The 17,899-nt window shown below is 66.8% G+C and carries 12 protein-coding genes; 10 read left to right on the top strand and 2 right to left on the bottom strand.

Annotated features, from left to right (window positions below):
* The first annotated feature begins 36 nt into the window (after window positions 1-36).
* The 4 genes from HRU76_06870 (at window position 37) to HRU76_06855 (ending at window position 4,793) form a co-directional block, all read left to right on the top strand.
* Entirely contained in the window at window positions 37-1,002 is a 966-nt protein-coding gene (locus tag HRU76_06870; protein ID QOJ17313.1) for a succinylglutamate desuccinylase/aspartoacylase family protein, read from the top strand.
* Entirely contained in the window at window positions 999-3,275 is a 2,277-nt protein-coding gene (locus HRU76_06865) for a glycogen debranching enzyme N-terminal domain-containing protein (GenBank protein ID QOJ17312.1), read from the top strand. Before HRU76_06870 ends, HRU76_06865 begins: the two co-directional genes overlap by 4 nt.
* A gap of 130 nt (window positions 3,276-3,405) precedes the next feature.
* Window positions 3,406-4,083, top strand: a complete 678-nt coding sequence (gene bshB1, locus HRU76_06860) for a bacillithiol biosynthesis deacetylase BshB1 (GenBank protein ID QOJ17311.1) — start codon at window positions 3,406-3,408, stop codon at window positions 4,081-4,083.
* Window positions 4,080-4,793: an N-acetyltransferase family protein gene (locus HRU76_06855; GenBank protein QOJ17310.1), complete on the top strand. Its 714-nt coding sequence runs from the start codon at window positions 4,080-4,082 to the stop codon at window positions 4,791-4,793. Before bshB1 ends, HRU76_06855 begins: the two co-directional genes overlap by 4 nt.
* An 89-nt stretch (window positions 4,794-4,882) precedes the next feature.
* On the opposite strand, the gene HRU76_06850 is transcribed toward HRU76_06855, so the two are convergent.
* A complete protein-coding gene (locus tag HRU76_06850; GenBank protein QOJ17309.1) occupies window positions 4,883-7,720 on the bottom strand; it encodes a hypothetical protein in 2,838 nt (945 codons plus the stop codon).
* A 139-nt stretch (window positions 7,721-7,859) separates the two neighbouring features.
* Here HRU76_06850 and HRU76_06845 point away from each other — a divergent pair, with 139 nt between their 5' ends.
* The 6 genes from HRU76_06845 (at window position 7,860) to HRU76_06820 (ending at window position 16,137) form a co-directional block, all read left to right on the top strand.
* Window positions 7,860-8,438: a sigma-70 family RNA polymerase sigma factor gene (locus HRU76_06845; GenBank protein QOJ17308.1), complete on the top strand. Its 579-nt coding sequence runs from the start codon at window positions 7,860-7,862 to the stop codon at window positions 8,436-8,438.
* Window positions 8,439-8,460: 22 nt separating this feature from the next.
* The gene (locus tag HRU76_06840) at window positions 8,461-11,304 is read left to right on the top strand and encodes a serine/threonine protein kinase (protein ID QOJ17307.1); all 2,844 of its coding nucleotides are present in this window, start codon (window positions 8,461-8,463) and stop codon (window positions 11,302-11,304) included.
* Window positions 11,305-11,335: 31 nt separating this feature from the next.
* Window positions 11,336-12,004, top strand: coding sequence for a flavin reductase family protein (locus HRU76_06835; protein QOJ17306.1), 669 nt, complete (start codon window positions 11,336-11,338; stop codon window positions 12,002-12,004).
* A gap of 15 nt (window positions 12,005-12,019) precedes the next feature.
* Complete coding sequence (locus HRU76_06830; protein QOJ17305.1) at window positions 12,020-14,008, top strand: peptide ABC transporter substrate-binding protein; 1,989 nt, start codon at window positions 12,020-12,022, stop codon at window positions 14,006-14,008.
* Window positions 14,005-14,973, top strand: coding sequence for an ABC transporter permease (locus tag HRU76_06825; GenBank protein QOJ17304.1), 969 nt, complete (start codon window positions 14,005-14,007; stop codon window positions 14,971-14,973). Before HRU76_06830 ends, HRU76_06825 begins: the two co-directional genes overlap by 4 nt.
* 126 nt (window positions 14,974-15,099) lie before the next feature.
* A complete protein-coding gene (locus HRU76_06820) occupies window positions 15,100-16,137 on the top strand; it encodes an N-acetylmuramic acid 6-phosphate etherase (GenBank protein ID QOJ17303.1) in 1,038 nt (345 codons plus the stop codon).
* A 74-nt stretch (window positions 16,138-16,211) separates the two neighbouring features.
* On the opposite strand, the gene HRU76_06815 is transcribed toward HRU76_06820, so the two are convergent.
* Window positions 16,212-17,063 (bottom strand): prepilin-type N-terminal cleavage/methylation domain-containing protein, encoded by an 852-nt coding sequence (locus HRU76_06815; protein ID QOJ17302.1) that lies wholly within the window; start codon window positions 17,061-17,063, stop codon window positions 16,212-16,214.
* Between the last annotated feature and the right edge of the window lie 836 nt (window positions 17,064-17,899).

The following is a 17,899-nucleotide window of genomic DNA, read 5'->3' as shown; positions in this document are numbered from 1 at the left end:
GCCGCTCCAGCCAAGCGTCCGGCGCCGCGGGCGTCAATGCGGTATTCGTTCCTCAAGATTCACTCAGCGTCAGACCTGTCGCGCCGCCGCCTTCCGGTGATGGAGGCCCACTCGGGCGCCCCCGGCCCCGTCGTGTGGCTGACCGCCTGTGCCCACGGCGACGAGGTCGGCGGGCTGGTGGTCATCCAGGAAATCTTCAAGCGTCTGCGCAAGCACCCGCTGCAGCGCGGCTCGCTCCATGCCTTTCCCATGATGAATCCGCTGGGCTTCGAGGTCGGCACCCGCCAGATCGCCGCCAGCGAGGAGGACCTCAACCGCTCCTTTCCCGGCAGCCCGACGGGCACGCTGGCGGAACGAATTGCGGATCGCATTTTCTCGACCATCATGACCAGCAGGCCCGCCGCGGTGATCGACCTGCACAACGACTGGATTCACTCGATCCCCTACGCGGTGGTGGACCCCCTGCCGCCTGAGGCGCCGGCCGAGGTGGCGTCGCTGGCGCTGCGGCTGGCCTCGTCGAGCGGATTCCTCATCATCCGCGATGACGACCACCTGCGTCGAACGCTGCCTTTCGCGCTGATGACGCGAGGCGTGCCGTCCATCACCATCGAACTGGGCGAGGCCTACGTTGTCAACGAGAAGAACGTGGACTTCGGCGTGCAATCGGTGTGGTCGATGCTGGGACATCTGGGCGTGATCGACCCACCCCAGCCGCCCTTCGTGTGGGACGGCCCGGCCCACGCCATGGGCCGGGTTCTGCCTTACACCGCGCGTCCTTACGCCAGCATGAGCGGCGTGCTGCGGTTTCTCGTCCGACCCGGCGCGGTGGTGAAGCCCGGCCAGCCGGTGGCCCGCGTCTACAACGCCTTCGGCAAACTGCAGGAGACCATCAACGCGCCGAGCGAGGCCGTGGTGCTGGGCCACGCGGATTCATCGGTGGCCTTTCCCGGCGCACCGGTGATGGCCTTCGGGCGCATGGATGACGGGCAGGCGACGGCATGACGTTCTTCATCGACCACCCCAACCCACCCGACCACCTGCACACCGAGTGGCTGCTCACCAACGGGCTGGGCGGCTACGCGATGGGCACGGTGCTGGGCGTCAACACCCGGCGCTATCACGGCCTGCTGGTGGCGTCGATGAAGCCGCCTGTCGAGCGCGTGGTCGCGCTTCATTCGATGATCGAGCAACTGGTGATCCCGCGTGAGGATGGGTCGGAGGAGGTGATCGACCTTTCGACGCAGATGTTCGTCGACGCTGACGGCGAGCCGATGCTGCATCCGCAGGGATGGAGGCGGCTGGTGCGGTTCGAGCTTGCGTGGACCGGCGCGACATGGACGTACCAGATCGGCGAAGGGCGGCTGACGCGTGTGATGCGGTGGCATCCGGATCAGGAGATCGGGATCAGCTACATCGGATATCGCCTGCCGCCGTGCCGACTGCGTCTGCGCCCGATGATCGCGTTGCGTGACTTTCATCAACTGATGACGACACGCCGCGACTTCGGCGTAAGCCGCTGCGACGGCAGCGTGCGGATCGAACTGGAAGACACGTCGCTCTCGATTTTCAACCCCGTGCCGAAACAGTTCGTGGCGGCGGCATGGCGGGACGACGCCTGTTGGTGGGATCGGTTCGCGTACGTTGTCGAACGGGATCGCGGCCAGGACTGGGTGGAGGATGTGTATTCCCCGGGTTTCTTTGAGGCGGTGCTGCCGGCGCAGACACGGCTCCAACCGGGGCCAGCCGTGTCGCTGGGGTTCCGTATCGACTCGTTGGATGCCCGCAGCCCATCAGGCGGAAGTCGCTCTCATCCTCACCGAAGGCGGTTCGCCCGGCAGGATGAGCGACAGGCCAACGCTCGGAACCTGCTGCTCGCAGCGGCGGACGATTTCGTCGTCCAGCGCGTGAATGAACAGGCGGCGCGGCCGAGCATCATCGCCGGATACCCCTGGTTCGCCGACTGGGGACGCGACGCCATGATCGCCCTGCCGGGTCTGCTGCTTTCGACAGGCCGCCTCGATGAAGCACGCGACGTGCTGCTCACCTTCGCGCAGCACATGAAGCACGGGCTGATCCCCAACCGCTTCGACGATGACGGCGGCGAGCCGCACTACAACACCGTGGATGCATCGCTGTGGTTCGTGCACGCGGTGTGGATGCTCAGAAGCCATCAGCCGTCAGCCATCAGCCCCGAACTCCTCACCGCCTGCCGCGCGGTCATCCACGCCTACCGTGCGGGCATCCGATTCGAGGAACCCCGCGCGGGTCATCACGGCTCGCGCATCAACATCGGCGTCACGCGCGACGGTCTGGTCAGCGCAGGCGATGAGACCACGCAACTGACCTGGATGGACGCGGCCCGCGACGGCGTGGTCTTCACCCCGCGGTACGGGCTGGCTGTCGAAGTCAACGCCCTTTGGCATCACGCCATCCGCTGCCTGGCCGACATGGTTGAAACCGATCGCGAGCGCGAGGGGCTCATTGAATACGCGGGCCAGACCGCGATCGCCTTTCAGATGCACTTCTGGTGGGGTGAGAAGGCATGCCTGCACGATGTGCTGTCGCTCCGCCCGCCCCGGCCGCCCGCGCCTGAGTATGTGCCGGACGGGTCGTATCGGTTTCCCGCTCTGGCGGGGGCGGAGAGCCGTCAGCCATCAGCCGTCAGTCGTCAGGCGAATGAGAGCGCGAGCACAGGAGAACAGGAGAACAGGCGCACCGAAGTCAGAGGTCAGAAGTCAGCGATCAGCAACGACCCCCGACAGCCCACGACTGACAACGCCGCCTCCTCGGACCTGGTCTGGACGCCCGATGGCAAACTGCGCCCCAACCAGATCTTCGCGGTCTCGCTGCCCTACTCGCCGCTCACGCGCGAGCAGCAGCGGCTGGTGGTCGAGTGCGTGCGGCGTCGCTTCCTCACCCCCTACGGGCTGCGCACGCTCGACCGGGCCGACCCAGACTACCACCCGCGCTACGAGGGTACGCTCTTTCAGCGCGACGCCGCCTACCACAACGGTACGGTCTGGCCGTGGCTCATCGGGCCGTACGGCGAGGCGGTGCTGCGCGTGAGCGACTTCTCGGACAAGGCGAAACGCGAAGTGCGGTCACTGCTTCAGCCCCTGCTTGACGAGACCATGCGCACGACCGGCGCCGCCTGCCTGGGCCAGATCGCCGAGGTGTACGACGGCGACCCGCCTCACCGGCCCTCCGGCTGTCCCGCCCAGGCCTGGAGCGTGGCGGAAGTGCTGCGGCTGCTGGCGATGGTCGAGCCGGCGTAACGGCGTGTGCTGAACACCGCCATCCGCCTGACCGTGGTCAATGACGTACGATCAGGCCGCCGAACCCAACGCGCCAAAGGGGCGACCGTGTCACGCTGATTCGTTCGCACCCCGCCATTTCCCGCATCCCATGAACATTCTCATTGTCGGTCCGCATCCGGATGATCAGGAACTCGGCATGGGCGGCTCCATCGCCCGGCTCGCCGAGCAGGGGCACGATGTGCTGCTGCTGGACATGACCAACGGCGAGCCCACGCCGCACGGCGACCCCGACACCCGCGCCCGCGAGGCGGCGGCGGCGGCGAGAATCCTCGGCGTGCGGCGGCTCACGCTCGATCTGCCCAATCGATTCGTTGAGCACTCGGTGGCGGCCCGTCACAAGGTGGCGGCGATCATCCGGCAGCACCGCTCGCAGATCGTCTTCACGCCATTCTTCGAGGACGCCCATCCTGATCACGTCGCCACCACGCGCATCGTCGAGGACGCGCGCTTTGACGCCAAGCTCACCAGGATCGACCTGCCCGGCGAGCCGACGTATCCCCGGTGGCTGTTCTATTACTACGCCACGCACCTGCGCTGGGTGGCCAACCCGAGCTTCCTGCTCGACATCTCCGGCTTCGAGAACCGCAAGACAGAGGCGATCGTGGCCTACCACTCGCAGTTCGTGCTGCCGGAAAGGAATCGCAAGGTGGTGGAGTGGATCGAAGCTTCCAACCGCTACTTCGGCAGCCGCATCGGAACCACCGCCGCCGAGCCGTTCTTCACCAAGGAGCCCATCGGGTTGACGGGGTTGGAGGGGCTGGCATGACCTCGCCAGGCGTGACAACGACCGCTCAAGCGGCCGGTCATCCGGGCGACGCGGTCACCATCCGCCTCGCCACGCTCGACGATCTGCCCGCCATCGTGGCCATCAGCAATCACTACGCGCTCACCACGCACGCCAACTTCGCGGTCGAACCCGAGTCGCTGGAGTCATGGCGGGAATCCTGGCGGACCACGCATGAGAGGTTCCCGTGGCTGGTCGCCGTCGAGACGCCATCGTCCACGCACGGACCGGCATCCTCTGCGACGACGCGCCCCGATGAGGCGTTCAGCTCACAATCCACGGATCCCTCAGCCCTCCGCGCCTCCCCCCTTCTTGGCTTCGCCAAGGCCTCGCCGTGGAAGGGACGCTGCGCGTACAACTGGACGGCGGAGACGAGCGTGTATCTCCGACCCGAGGCGCACGGCCGGGGCCTCGGACGGGCGCTCTACTCGCGTCTCATCAACCTGATGCGCGCCCAGGGCTGGCGCACGCTGCTGGGCGGCATCACCCAGCCCAATGAAGCCAGCGTCAGACTCCACGAAGCATGCGGCTTTCGCAAGGTGGCCCACCTCGAACGCGTCGGCTGGAAGTTCGGCCGCTGGTGGGATGTGGGGTACTGGGAGCTGCATCTGCAAGGCGACCCGAGCGGAACGATGGACGACCCGCCTCCGGGTCCGATCGAACCCGTCAAGGCGGCGTGGCGCGGCCCCTGAAAGAAAGTGACGTGCAATGAGTGCGTCAGCGACATGAAACCAACGGTCGGGCTGACGGCCCGACCGTTGCCCCCTGAACCACTCATCATTCAGTGCGTGCAGGCGCGAATCTGGTCAAACTCGCAATTGAAGAAGAACGCGAAGACGGGAACCACGACGCGGTGCTCGATCTGCACCACGATTCGGCCGTCGCCTCGCACGTATTTCGTCGCATCCAATCCGTTGAAGTCGCGGGTCTGGTCCGTGCTGCCCAGAGCATGCACGCCGATCTGATTGAACTGATTGGTGTTCCAGTTGTAGAGGCGCACCGTCGCCGTACCGGCGCCCTGATTGGTGACCAGCCGCGACTCGATACGCAGGTCGAGCGTGAGCGGGGCGCTCTGCGAAGCCACGAGCGTGGCCTCCAGGATCATGGAGTGCAGGTTGACGAAGGTGTTGCCGATTCCCGACCGGACGCGGTAGCGCTGATCGTCGGATTGCTCGATCTCCGGGATGCCGCCGCCCAGGTGCGTGCCTCGCACGATGCTCAGCGTGGAGACGGGCGCCGCGCCGGTGAAGGACACGATGACTTCCGTGGTGGTGTAGGTCACCTCCACGCAGAGCGCTGACCAGGCCGCCGGGACTTCCACCAAGGCGAACGTGCCGACAACTTCATCCGCGGTGATGATGGTGAAGGCGTCCCCCGGCGATGGAACGAAGGAGGATCGCCCCTGCCCCAGCGAGAGCACGCCGCCGAGCATGGCGTCGCGGGTGACCCGCAGCACGTCAAACTCGCCGCTCGTCGATCCTTCCACATCAATGTGGAGCCGGGCGCCGGAGAGTTGCGTGTAGTTCCGGCTGATCGTCAGCGTGCCTGATACGTCACCCGTTCCGGCCATCGGCTGCCCGGGGCTGACCACACCGCCCGTGCTGACGACGTCGCCGACGATCAGACCCTCGCCGTGCAGATGACCCCCGCGCAGGTCCAGGATGCGTCCCCAGTGGAGCGTAATCCGCATCTCGCCATTGACGATTGTCTCTCCGGTGATCTGGCGGTAGTCATCCTGCCCCTCGATGTTGAACAGACCACCCGACTCCACCGCCAAGCGGCCTTCGTTGAGGATGAAGTCGTCCGTCACCTGTTGCGAGAGCAGCTCGGAACCGGCTCTGACCAGCAGTTCGCCATGATTGGTGAACGAGTCCACGGACATCAGGCGCAGCGGATAGAAACCATCCGCGATCAAGACGCCGTGGTTGATGACGGGATTCCTGTTGTCCAACACCAGTGATCCCCGGAGCGTGTGATTCGGCCCGTTGGTGAACGGAAACGTGCCGATCACCACGTTCTCCGGTCCGTCGCCGAACCGCAGTTGGCCGGAGCCGTCGATCAGGAGCGCGTCCTCCAGCACCAGGTACATCGCGGCGGTGGTGGTGTTGTCGTACAGGATTGAACCGTTGTTCGTGAGCGTGCCTGATGCCCGGATCGTGTCCACGATGAAGGGCTGATCCGTGACTCGAAGGAATCCCTCCACGGTCACGTCGGTGAGGCGCGCGGTCCTGACCACGCGCACTTCGCCCAGGCCGGCGCCGCCGGGTCCATCCCCCTGCACGACGCCGCCGAGAATGCCGACATCATCGAGCTCCAGCAGTGAGCCGACGGTCGCGGCGATGATGCCGCCGGTGTTGTCCCACTGGACTCCGTTGGTCATCCGAAGCGTGGCCCCTGACGCTGCAAGGATCTGCCCGCTGTTGGAGTTGGGCAGCCCGGCGCGCGGCGAGAGCACGAGCGGCCCGTTCGGGTCCATGGCGGAGATGACGCCCCGGTTCTCGATCGTCAGAACCGCACCGATGATGCCAGATCCGCGAATCAAGTGCTGCGCATCATTGGTCAGCCGATCGCCGATGCCGAAGGGCGAATCGAGTCGGCTGACGCCCGTGCCCGTGAGATGAATCGACCCTGTTCCCGTGAGCAGCGTGTCGCCGAGAATGCCAAGCTGGGCGTCGCCGGAGGTCGATTCGACCACGATCGAGCCATCATTGCGAATCGTCCCGCGCAGGAGCAGAAGCGCGGCATCGGGGATGCGCAGCACCCCGTTGAAGTCAAGGTCAGTCCAGCGGTTCAACCCTCCCGGGAGGGAGTGAAACTCCCCATCGAGCATCCCCCCCGTGAAGGCGTAGTTCCACATCTCGACGCGCGAGGCGGCATCCGTGGCGATCAGTCCGCCCGTGTTGTCGATGGCTTCATCGAATCCGCCGAGGAAGCTCAGAATGCCGCCGTTGCTGGCGCGGAATTCGCCGCTGTTGAGGTTGCCGACCGGGTGAAGATCGATCAGGAGTGTCTCGCCATTCACGTTGGCGTCAATCAGCCCGCGGTTGTCGAGCTGCATCATGTTGGCGCCGATGCGTCCGAAGCCCTCGATGGTGTGCGTCGCCTCATGAATGACATTCGTCGGCCCGCCTGATGTGCCCTCCACGGACGCATCGGCTGTGGCCATCAGGATTTCCCCCGACCCACCCAACGTGAAAGGACCACTCGACCAGTGGAGCGCAAGGTGCGCACCGAAGTTGCCCAAGTCGCCATTGCCCTCAAGCCGAATCAGCCCGTTGTTGGTGATCCATTGATTCACCTGCAACAACCTGGCGTCCGGGATCAGCAGTTCGTCGCCCGCGTCGACGATCATCCTGTCCACATTGACAGCCGGGACGTTGTAGGGGATGCCGACATTCATGATGACCACAACCGGGATGCCTCCACCGTTGATCAGCACGGTGTAGCTGGGACCGCCCCATCCCTGGTCGGGGACAACTCCGAGGTCCCAGAATGCGGACGCGCCCCAACTGCCTCCTGACGGACCTGTGTAGATGATGGTCTGCCCGTTGGCGGCGGACGCCAGGCACGCCAGCGTTGCTATCGATCCGATGAGACGAGGTTTCAGGCGCCGATTCATGGCTTCTCTCCGCCCGAATCGGCTTGCACCGATCGGGAATCATGGCAAGATGGTGATTGGCCCGGGACGGCCTGCTCCACGCCGCGACAGCGACCTGACTTGTCCGCCACTTTTCTGAAGGGGAAGGGAAACCATCTTCATGCAGGGTGAGCCAGGCGAGGTCACTCGGCTGCTCAACTTGGCCTCGGGCGGCAGCCGCGAGGCCGTGCAGTCCCTCTTTCCGATCGTGTATGGCGAGCTGCGACGGCTGGCTCAGGGCTACGTCGCCGGTGAGCGACAGGGGCACACGCTCTCCGCAACCGCCTTGGTTCACGAGGTTTACATCAAGCTGGTCGGTCAAGACAGCATCGGCTTCCGCGATCGAGCTCAGTTTTTCGGCGTCGCGTCCCGAGCCATGCGACGGATTCTCGTCGATCACGCCCGGACGCGGCGGCGACTGAAACGGGGTGGCAGCGTCGTTGGCGAGCCGCTGGATGACGCTCTCGCCGCCGTGGAGCAGCGGGCCATCGACCTGGTCGAGCTGGACGAGGCCCTGGACGAACTGGCGCGGCTGGATGAAACCAAGGCCCGGTTGATCGAACTGCGTTTTTTTGGCGGGCTGGAGATGGCCGCCGTCGCGGAGTTGATGGGGATGCCCCTGCGCTCGGTGGAACGCCAGTGGACCATGGCGCGGGCGTTTCTGCGCAGTCGTATCGCAGGCGGCGCGACTTCAACCTGAACCGGCTCTTCCCATCGCACGCATGAACCAGAAGTCAGCGATTCACCGGGATGCGTGGCAGCAGCTTGAGACGCTCTTTGACGAAGCACTCCTGCTGCATGGTGCGGCGCGGGCCGCCATGCTGGACCAGGTGCGCGCTGAGAATGCAGCGCTTCACGACGCGCTCGCCGACCTGTTGACCGGTCATGACGCCGCCGATGTCGATTTCATCGTTCCACCCGGCGAGCTCGCGTTGCCGGGCGTTCACGATCCGGAGCCCGGCGAACGGCTTGTCGGCCGGCGCATTGGTCCGTTCACGCTGCAGCGCCTGATCGCCGTGGGCGGCATGGGGGCCGTGTACGAGGCGACGCAGGAGTCGCCTCGACGCACCGTGGCCGTCAAGCTGCTTCGATCGGTGCTGTTCTCCAGATCCGCGCTGCGGCGTTTCGAGTTCGAGAAGGAGACCCTGGGCCGCCTGCAGCATCCCGGCATGGCTCGCATCTACGACGCGGGGCTTCACGATGACGGCACCGGGCCGATTCCGTGGTTCGCCATGGAGTTTCTGCCCAACGCGCGGCCGCTGAATGTTCACGCATCCGAGACGGGGCTGGACCTCAAGGGCATCCTGTCGCTCTTCCTCAAGGTGTGCGACGCGGTCCGGTACGCCCACTCGTGCGGCGTCATCCACCGCGATCTGAAGCCGGGGAATATCCTCGTCGCCGACGGTGAGCCGAAGATCATCGACTTCGGGATCGCGCGCAGCGCTGAGGCCGCGGGCGTCACTCTTGCACAGGGAACGGGGGTCGGCCAGATCATCGGCACGCTTCAGTACATGGCCCCGGAGCAGGCACGAGGCGATGCAAGCGAGATCGACCCGCGCTGCGACGTCTATTCGCTGGAGGTGATCCTGTACGAACTTCTCACGGGGCGGCTTCCCTACCAGGTCGAACAACGTCCGATCACCGAAGCGCTGCGGATCATTCAGGAGTCCCCGCCGACGCGCCCTTCCACGATCACCCTTGTGCTGCGCGGCGACCTGGAGACTGTCATTCTGAAGGCCCTGGAGAAGGAGCGCGGTCGGCGCTACCAATCGGTGGGCGAACTGTCCGAGGATCTGCGGCGATACCTGTCGCATCAACCCATCCGAGCGCATCCGGCTTCGGTGACCTATCACGCACGGTTGTTCATCCGGCGCAACCGGCTGCTGGTAGGCGCGATGGGGGCCCTGTTTCTCATCCTCGTGGCCTCCATTGCGGTGATCGCCAGCGTCGCGGCGCACGCCACACGTCAGCGTGATCTCGCCGAGTTATCTGCGGAGGCGGCCCAGCGCAGCGCCACGGAAGCCCAGACGCAGCAGCGAATCGCGGCCCGCGTCGCCCGGTTTCTGCACGACACGCTGGCCACTGCCCGCCCGCACGTCGCCCTGGGCCGCGAGATCACCATGCGTGAAGTGACGCAGCGGGCGGCGGAGCGAGCCGAAATCGAACTGGCGGACCAGCCCGCCGTGATGGCGGAAGTGCTGGCGACGCTGGGGACGACGTACCGCTCCCTGGGCGAGTACCGAGCCGCTCTGGTGCTGCTCGAGCGCGCCCGGGCGGTCGCCCCCGAGCCGACCGACGCGATCGGATCGTTGCGCGTGGCGATGATCCTGTCGGAACTCGGATGGTGCGAGTTCCGACTTGGCCGCGTCGTCGAGGCGGAGGCCCACCTGATTGAGGCCGTGGAACGCTGCAACCGCGCTCCCGCGGAGCGACCGGACGTCGCGGCACGGGCGCATCTCTGGCTGGGTGAGCTCCGGATGACCGCTGGTCGCCATGACGAGGCGGATGCCGACCTCGCCGAGGCCCGTCGCATCGCGGAGCGGCATTTCGGCGAAGCCGGCGAGCAGGTTCTTCCCGTGCTGGACGCCATCGCCCGTTCGCACGCCTCGCGGCGGAACTGGCGCGAGGCCGCAGCCATGCACCGAAGGCACGTGGAGATCGCGCGTGCAACGCTCCCCGCCAATCACCCCGATCTGGCCACGGGCATCAACAGTCTGGCCAACGCTTTGTTCAGCAGCGGGGAGATCGCGGAGGCCGCCGCCCTGTGGCACGAGGCCCTGACGATGTTCCAAGTCATTCTCCCAGCCGATCATCCCGACCTCGTGACCCTGAATCACAACCTGGCGCTGGCGGAGGAGGCGCGCGGCGACTATCGCGCGGCGGAGGCGCGTTTCAACGAAGTCATCCGCCTTCGACGCGCCATTCTGGGCGACTACCACCCCCAGGTCTCCTCCGCGCTGATGCAACTGGGCTCGATGCTGGTGGACGCGGGCGAACCGGAGCGCGGCGTGCAGGCGCTGCGTGAGTCGGTGGAGGTATATTCGATCGCGCTTCGCAACGCCGGATACGCTGACGACGCCAATCTCGCGGGACGGTATGCCATGCTGGCGCTGGCGCTCCGCGCCTGCGGCGACCTGGACGAGGCGGAAGCGGCGGGCCGGCACGCCTTGACCATCCACGAGGCCGTGCTCCCCGCGGGGGATCAGCGGATCACGCAGACGCTGTCCATCCTCGGATCGGTTCTGGTGGACGATGGACAACTCGCCGAGGCCGAATCGCTGCTTCGACGGGCATACGACCTGCGCCAGGCATGGGACGCGGCCCACTGGCTCACCGCCAACAGCGCCACCGTATTGGGCGGATGCCTGCTGGCGCAGGGGCGGTTGGAGGAAGCGCGTCCCTTGATCCTCGACGGCGAGCGCCGGCTTCGGGAAGTGCTGGGAGACCAGCACGCGCGCCGCCTCGAAGCTCTGGAGCGCGTCATCCGCCTCTACGAGGCGGTCGGCAACACCGCTGAACGGGACGCCGCGGTCGCCGAACTGGGCCGCTGGCGCGGTTCACGATGAAACGTGAGACGATCGTTCGCTACACTCCTTCATGGAGATCAACCCCGAATCGCTCGCGCCGCGCGAACGCTACAAGCTGCTCATCGGCTGCATCGTGCCGCGACCCATCGCGTGGGTGTCCACCGTGTCGCCCGCCGGCGCGCGGAACCTGGCGCCGTTCTCGTTCTTCAACGGCGTGGGGTCGAACCCCATGACGATCATCATCTGCCCGGCCAACAACAGCGCCGGGCAGGAGAAGGACACGCTTCGCAACTGCAAGCCGCGGAGCGAGGGCGGCACGGGACAGTTCGTGGTCTGCGGGGCCAGCGAGCACCTGGCGCGGGAGATGGCCGCCACGTCCGCCGACCTGCCCCCGGACCAGAGCGAGTGGGAACTGGCCGGTCTGGAAGCCGCACCCAGCGAGAAAGTCGCGCCGCCCCGGGTGGCCCGCTCGCCGTGGGCCTTCGAGTGCGAGACGCTCTCGGTCGTTCGCACCAACCCCGGCGCGCCCGCCGGGGGGAACGTGGTCATCGGGCAGGTGGTTCACGTCCATCTCGACGATTCGATCGTCAATGAGCGGCTGCACATCGATCCGGCGTCGCTTCGCGCCATCGGTCGCATGGGCGGACTGGGGTACTGCACCACGCGCCAGCGATTCGAAATGCCGATGGGGCCGGGCGCGCTGGAACTCGATCCGGCGACGCTCGGGCTGGAGGGGTGACGATACACTCTCACCGTGATCCGCCTCGTCACCCCGTTCCTGGTTCTGCTGGCGCTGCTGGGCATGTCCGTCTGGCTGGATCGCCCCCAGCCGCGCGCGGACTTCGTGTTCGTCGATCGCGATGAAGTCTTCACCCTCGACCCGCAGCGGATGTCGTGGATGCAGGACTTCCGCATGGCGTACGCGCTCTACGAGCCGCTGGTGCGCTGGCGGAACGACGACTTCTCCATCGTGCCCGCCGCGTGCGAGTCGATGCCCCAGGTCAGCGAGGATCGCCGCACCTACACCTTCCGTCTGCGGCGGGATGCGAAATGGTCCAACGGCGCGCCGGTGACGGCCCACGACTTCGCCTGGAGCTGGATGCGAGCCATTCTGCCCGATACCGCCGCCGACTACACGATGATGTTTTTTCACATCGAAGGCGCGCGGGCGTTCTTCGAGTGGCGTGCCGAGCGCCTGCGCACCTTCCTTCTCGCCGCTTCCCCTGGGAGAGGGGCCGGGGGTGAGGGTGCTGCCGACCAGCTCGACCCCGCCCTCGCGCTGTGGCTCGAAACCGAACAGCGCTTCCGCGACGCCGTCGGCATCGACATCATCGACGATCACACCCTGCGCCTCACGCTCGAACGCCCCACTCCCTACTTCCTCGACCTGCTCTGCTTCGGTCCGTTCAATCCCGTCTACCGTCCGTGCGTGGAGGGGTGGCGCATGGACGACGCGGCCAGGCAGGCGGTCATCGATCGCGGCTGGCACACGATCGAGCCGCCGCCGTTCGACCGGCGCGCCTTTGTGACGCTGCATCCCAGTTCCGGCCGAATCGAGCAACAGCACGAGTGGACCAAGCCGGGCGTCCTGGTCACCAACGGACCGCTGATCCTGACCGACTGGCGGTACAAGCGCGGCATCCGGCTGGAGCGCAACCCGCACTACCACTCGCCCGAGCGCGTCAAGTGCGGCTCCGTCGCGGTGGTGTCGATCAGCGACCCCAACACGGCGATCCTGGCCTTCAAGCGGGGTGACGTGGACTGGGTGAGCGAAGTCGCGGTGGACTATCAGCCGGACCTGATCGACCAGCTCGAGCGATACTTGGCGCGACACCGCTCGGAACTCGATCGACTGCTCGGCACCGGCATGTCGATGGATGAGGCCCTCGCCCAGTTGCCGCCGCCGGATGCGCGGCAGGGAGAGCGGCGCGACATTCACATCCTGCCCACGTTCGGCACGGACTTCTACTCCTTCAACTGCCGCCCGCTGCTGGCGGACGGTCGGAACAACCCGTTCCACGACGCCCGCGTCCGCCGCGCGTTCGTCGCCAGCGTGGACCGTCACGCCATCGTCACGCAGGTGACGCGGCTGAACGAGCCGGTCGCCACCGCATTGACGCCGCCCCGCTCCATCCCTGGCTACGACGTGCCCGACGGGCTGGGCTACGACCCGGTCTACGCTCGCGAGCAACTGAAGCAGGCCGGGTGGTTGGACCGCAACGGCGACGGCCTGATCGAAAACGAACGCGGCGAGCCGTTCCCCATCGTCGATCTGCTCTATTCCACCAACACCTCGCGCTACCGCGACATTTCACTCGCCCTGCGCGACATGTGGCAGCGCGAACTGGGCGTCCGGGTCGAGCTGCGCGGCAAGGAGAACAAGACGTTCAAGGAAGACCTTCGCAGCGGGCAGTTCATGATCGGGCGCGGCCGGTGGTACGGCGACTACGGCGACCCGACCACGTTCCTCGACATCTGCCGCACCGGCGACGGCAACAACGACCGCGGCTATTCCAACCCGCGCGTGGATGACCTGCTCGACCAGGCCGCCCGCGAGACCGACCCGGCGAAGCGCTTCGCCATTCTGCGCGAGTGCGAGCGTTACCTCTTCGCCGAGGAAGTGCCCATGCTCGTGCTGTGCAACCTGGTGCAGCTGTACCTCTACGAGCCGGGCCGCGTGCGCGGGCTGACGCATCACCCGCGGCTGAGCCAGTACCTGTGGCAGGTGGAGGTGGTCGAGTGACCGCCCTCATCCTCCGACGCCTGCTGCTCCTTCCCGTGCTCCTGTTCGTGATCTACACGGTCACGTTCGCGCTGGCGTGGCTGATTCCCGGCAACCCGCTGGAGCAGGATGGCCGCCGCCCGCCTCCCGAAGTTGCGGAGGCCATGCTCGCCCAATACAACCTCAACAGCCCGTGGGCGTTCTACTGGGATTACCTGGGCAAGGCCACCGGCGTGTCGTGGCTGGCGGGGAAGGCGGGCCTCGGCGCGGGGCACGCGCGGCCGTTCGACCTTGGCCCGTCGCTGCAGCACCAGGACTGGACCGTCAACGAGATTCTCGCGGGCACGCTGCCGGTCTCGATCACGCTGGGGCTGGCGGCGATCCTGCTGGCGTGCGTGATCGGCGTCACCGCGGGCGTGATCGGGGCGGTCAGACCGGGCTCGTGGTCCGACACGGTGACGCTCGGTGTGGCGCTCATCGGCATCTCGCTGCCCGCGTTCGTCACGGGCACGGTGCTGCTCATCGTCTTCGCCTTCATGCTGGGCTGGTTTCCCGTGGCGGGCTGGGGCACACCGGGCCACCTGGTGTTGCCGGCCATCACCCTCGCCCTGCCCCCCGCCGCGTACATCGCGCGGCTGACGCGCTTCGGCATGATCGAGCAGTTGCGGCAGGACTACATCCGCACCGCGCGGGCCAAGGGCGCGCCGGAGCACCGCGTCGTCCTGCACCACGCCCTCAAGAACGCCCTGCTGCCGGTGCTCAGTTACCTCGGTCCCGCGGCGGCGGCGGCCATGACGGGATCGTTCGTGGTGGAGAAGGTCTTCGCCGTGCCGGGCGTGGGCACGCACTTCGTCGATGCCGTGCTGGGCAAGGATTTGACCATGATCATGGGCGTGGTGATCGTGTACGCAACGATGCTGATCCTGTTCAACCTGGTGGTGGATGTGCTGTACGCGTGGATCGACCCGCGCATTCGGGTGACGTAACGCGCGCCGTCCCGCCGATGGCGCTTCCGTCACCCCTCGCGCCGAGCGACTCCCGCGAGGCCGACGCCTTCGCGGCGCACGTCACGACCGACGTGGCGGGCGGCGGGACGCTTCATACCATCCCGCATGGCGCTTCCGCCCGATCGCGGCCATCTTTCCACCGAGCGCCGTCATCATGCCTCGACGGACCTCGATGCGCTCCCCACCAGAGCGATGATCAACCTGATGATCGACGACCAGCACGCCGCGCTGGACGCCCTGCGCGACGCGGCGGCGGATCTGGAGCGATTCATCGACGCCCTTGTCCCGCGGCTTCGGGCGGGGGGGCGGCTCATCTACGTCGGCGCTGGCACCAGCGGGCGGCTGGGCGTGCTCGACGCCAGCGAGTGCCCCCCCACCTTCAACGCCGACCCCGGTCAGATCGTCGGGATCATCGCCGGGGGCGACGCCTCGCTGAGGCGGTCGTCCGAGTCGCGCGAGGATGATCCGGATGGGGCGCGCGAGCAGCTGGAGATCCTGGCCCTCTCGCCCCGTGACACCGTGCTGGGCATCGCTGCGGGGGGCACCACGCCCTATGTGCTGGGGGCGCTGACGCTGGCCAAGAGGTTGTCCGCGGGCGGGGACGCCCATGTGACCACAGGCGGGACGCCTGCGCCACTGACGCCTGTGCCACAGACGCCTGCGCCGCTGACTCCCGACATGCAGACGCCCGCATCAACCGCCATGACCGGGCTGCTCACCTGCGTGCGTCGAGCCGCGCCCCAGGCATGCGACCACCTGATCGTGCTCGACACCGGGGCGGAGCTGCTCACCGGCTCCACGCGGCTCAAGGCGGGCACCGCCACCAAGATCGCGCTCAACATCATCACCACCTCGTGCTTCGTGCATCTGGGCAAGACGTGGGGCAACCTGATGGTGGACCTGCGGGCCACCAACGACAAACTGCGCGACCGGGCGATGCGCATCCTGATCGAGTTGAATCCGCGGCTGACGCGCGTCGAGGCCGCCGCCGCGCTCGACGAGGCGCGGGGCGAACTCAAGGCCGCGCTCGTGATGGAGCGCCTGGGCGTGGACCTGGGCACGGCCCGAACGCTGCTGGCGGAGCACGACGGGCGGCTGCGCGGCGTGCTCGGTTCACCCGCAACCCCGGCGAACGCCCCATGAGGACCAAACGAACAGGACCGGCTCAAGCCGGTCCTGTTGTTGAGACATGCGCTGCGACGACGCCGAGACGTCGATCAATCCCACTGCAGGCCGTTGAGGTTCTGGCCGTTGGGATTGGCGATCGTGTAAATGACCAGCCAGCGGTCATACCCCGATCCGCGTCCCCCGCCGCCGGACTGGGCGATGGTCTGTTCATCGAAGATGTTGTCCGGGGTGATGGCACTGGCGGAATTGAGGAAGTTGATGCCCTCAATGCGGAAGGAGTCCTCGACGTTGACGTGGCCGTCGGCGTAGCAGATGTTGCCGACCCACTGCTTGCGCCCGCCGTGGATCTGGAGGGTCAGCGACGCCTCGTAGACCGTGGAAGTCAACACGCCATTCTCGACGCCGCGGTTGCTGAACATGGTCCACTCGGAGTCGAGGTTGTCGCGCCAGTTCTGCTGACCGCGCTGACCCGTCAGCGGGCTGTGGGCGTAGGAGGTGTGGCACAGGGTGTTGAGGACGGTCTGGAAGGTGGTGTCCCAGTACACGTCGTTGATGGGCCGGTAGGCCTCCTGGTTGTAGTCGTTCTTGGCCAGGATGCGGCCGTTGGGCTCCGACGGGCTGACGACGATCGCCGGGGTGAAGAAGTTCTGCGCGATGCAGGCCGAGTACATCGGTCCGGAGTGATTGAGCGCCATCTGCTCAGCGCCCACGCCCGGCTCGGTGCCGATCGTGTTGATCAGGCCCGGCTTGGGGAACACGCCGTTGAACTGGCGGGCGAACGTCGCCATGGCCTTGTAGACCTGGGTGAGCTGGGTGGCGTCCTTCACCTGCACGGCGGCGGCGCGGGCCTTGGCCAGTGCGGGAAGCAGGATGCCCATGAGCAGCGTGATGATCGCGATGACCACCAGCAGCTCGATCAGGGTGAAGCCGCGATTCTTCATGGTACTTCGCTCCGTATTCGAGTTCGTGCAGGCGTTGGCCGGTTGGACGCGCCGACGCGCCTGACGGGTTCGTGACACTCTGTATGGCAGGGGTGTCCGTGCCCCTGTTCCGTTGGGAAGGCGTGGCCGGCCGGTTGGGGCCGGGCACGCGCTGGAGCCGAGCGCTCCTCGATCCTCATGCTCAGTTGGTCAGCAGCGGATCCCAGATCGGGCCGAGGGTGAGTTCGCCCTGACCGGCGGCGAGGCCGATCATGAGGAACGCATCGCCCGCGGAGTGCCGGGTGTTGCCGCCCGGGCCCGAGGGGAACTCACAGGAGAAGATGTTGTCCTTCTTCTTGCCCGTGCCGTCGCCCATGTCGTGCGCCGTGAGGGTGGGGAAGAAGGTGTCCAGCTGCTCGGTGTGGTTGTCGGCGAAGGAGATGTTGCCCTTCCACTGACGCTTGGCGCCGTGCAGCTCGAGGGTGGGGCTGCGGTCGTACTCGGTGCCGGTCAGCTGACCGCCGGGGCCGGTGAAGGCGCCGCCGGTGTAGTTGCCGCCCGTGCCGCGGGTGCCCAGGACCGGGTAGGTCGCGTCGGTGCGGTTGGTCCACTTCACCGAGCGGCGGTCACCGGCCAGCCCGGCGTGGGCGTAGGAGGTGTTGGAGCCGTTGGTGTCGTCGTTGATGCCGGCACGGAAGGTGGTGTCCCAGTACGAATCCACCGCCGGAGCGTACGCCGCGAAGTTGTAGTCCAGCTTCTGGCGGATGCGCTGGTTGACTTCCGTCGGGCCGACCACGATGTCGGTGTTGAAGAAGTTCTGCGCGATGCAGGCCGAGTAGATGAAGGCGGTGTGGTTG

It is taken from the genome of Phycisphaeraceae bacterium (assembly GCA_015709595.1).
Classification (GTDB): Bacteria; Planctomycetota; Phycisphaerae; order Phycisphaerales; family SM1A02; genus CAADGA01.
This window is presented reverse-complemented; position numbering and strand designations above follow the sequence as displayed.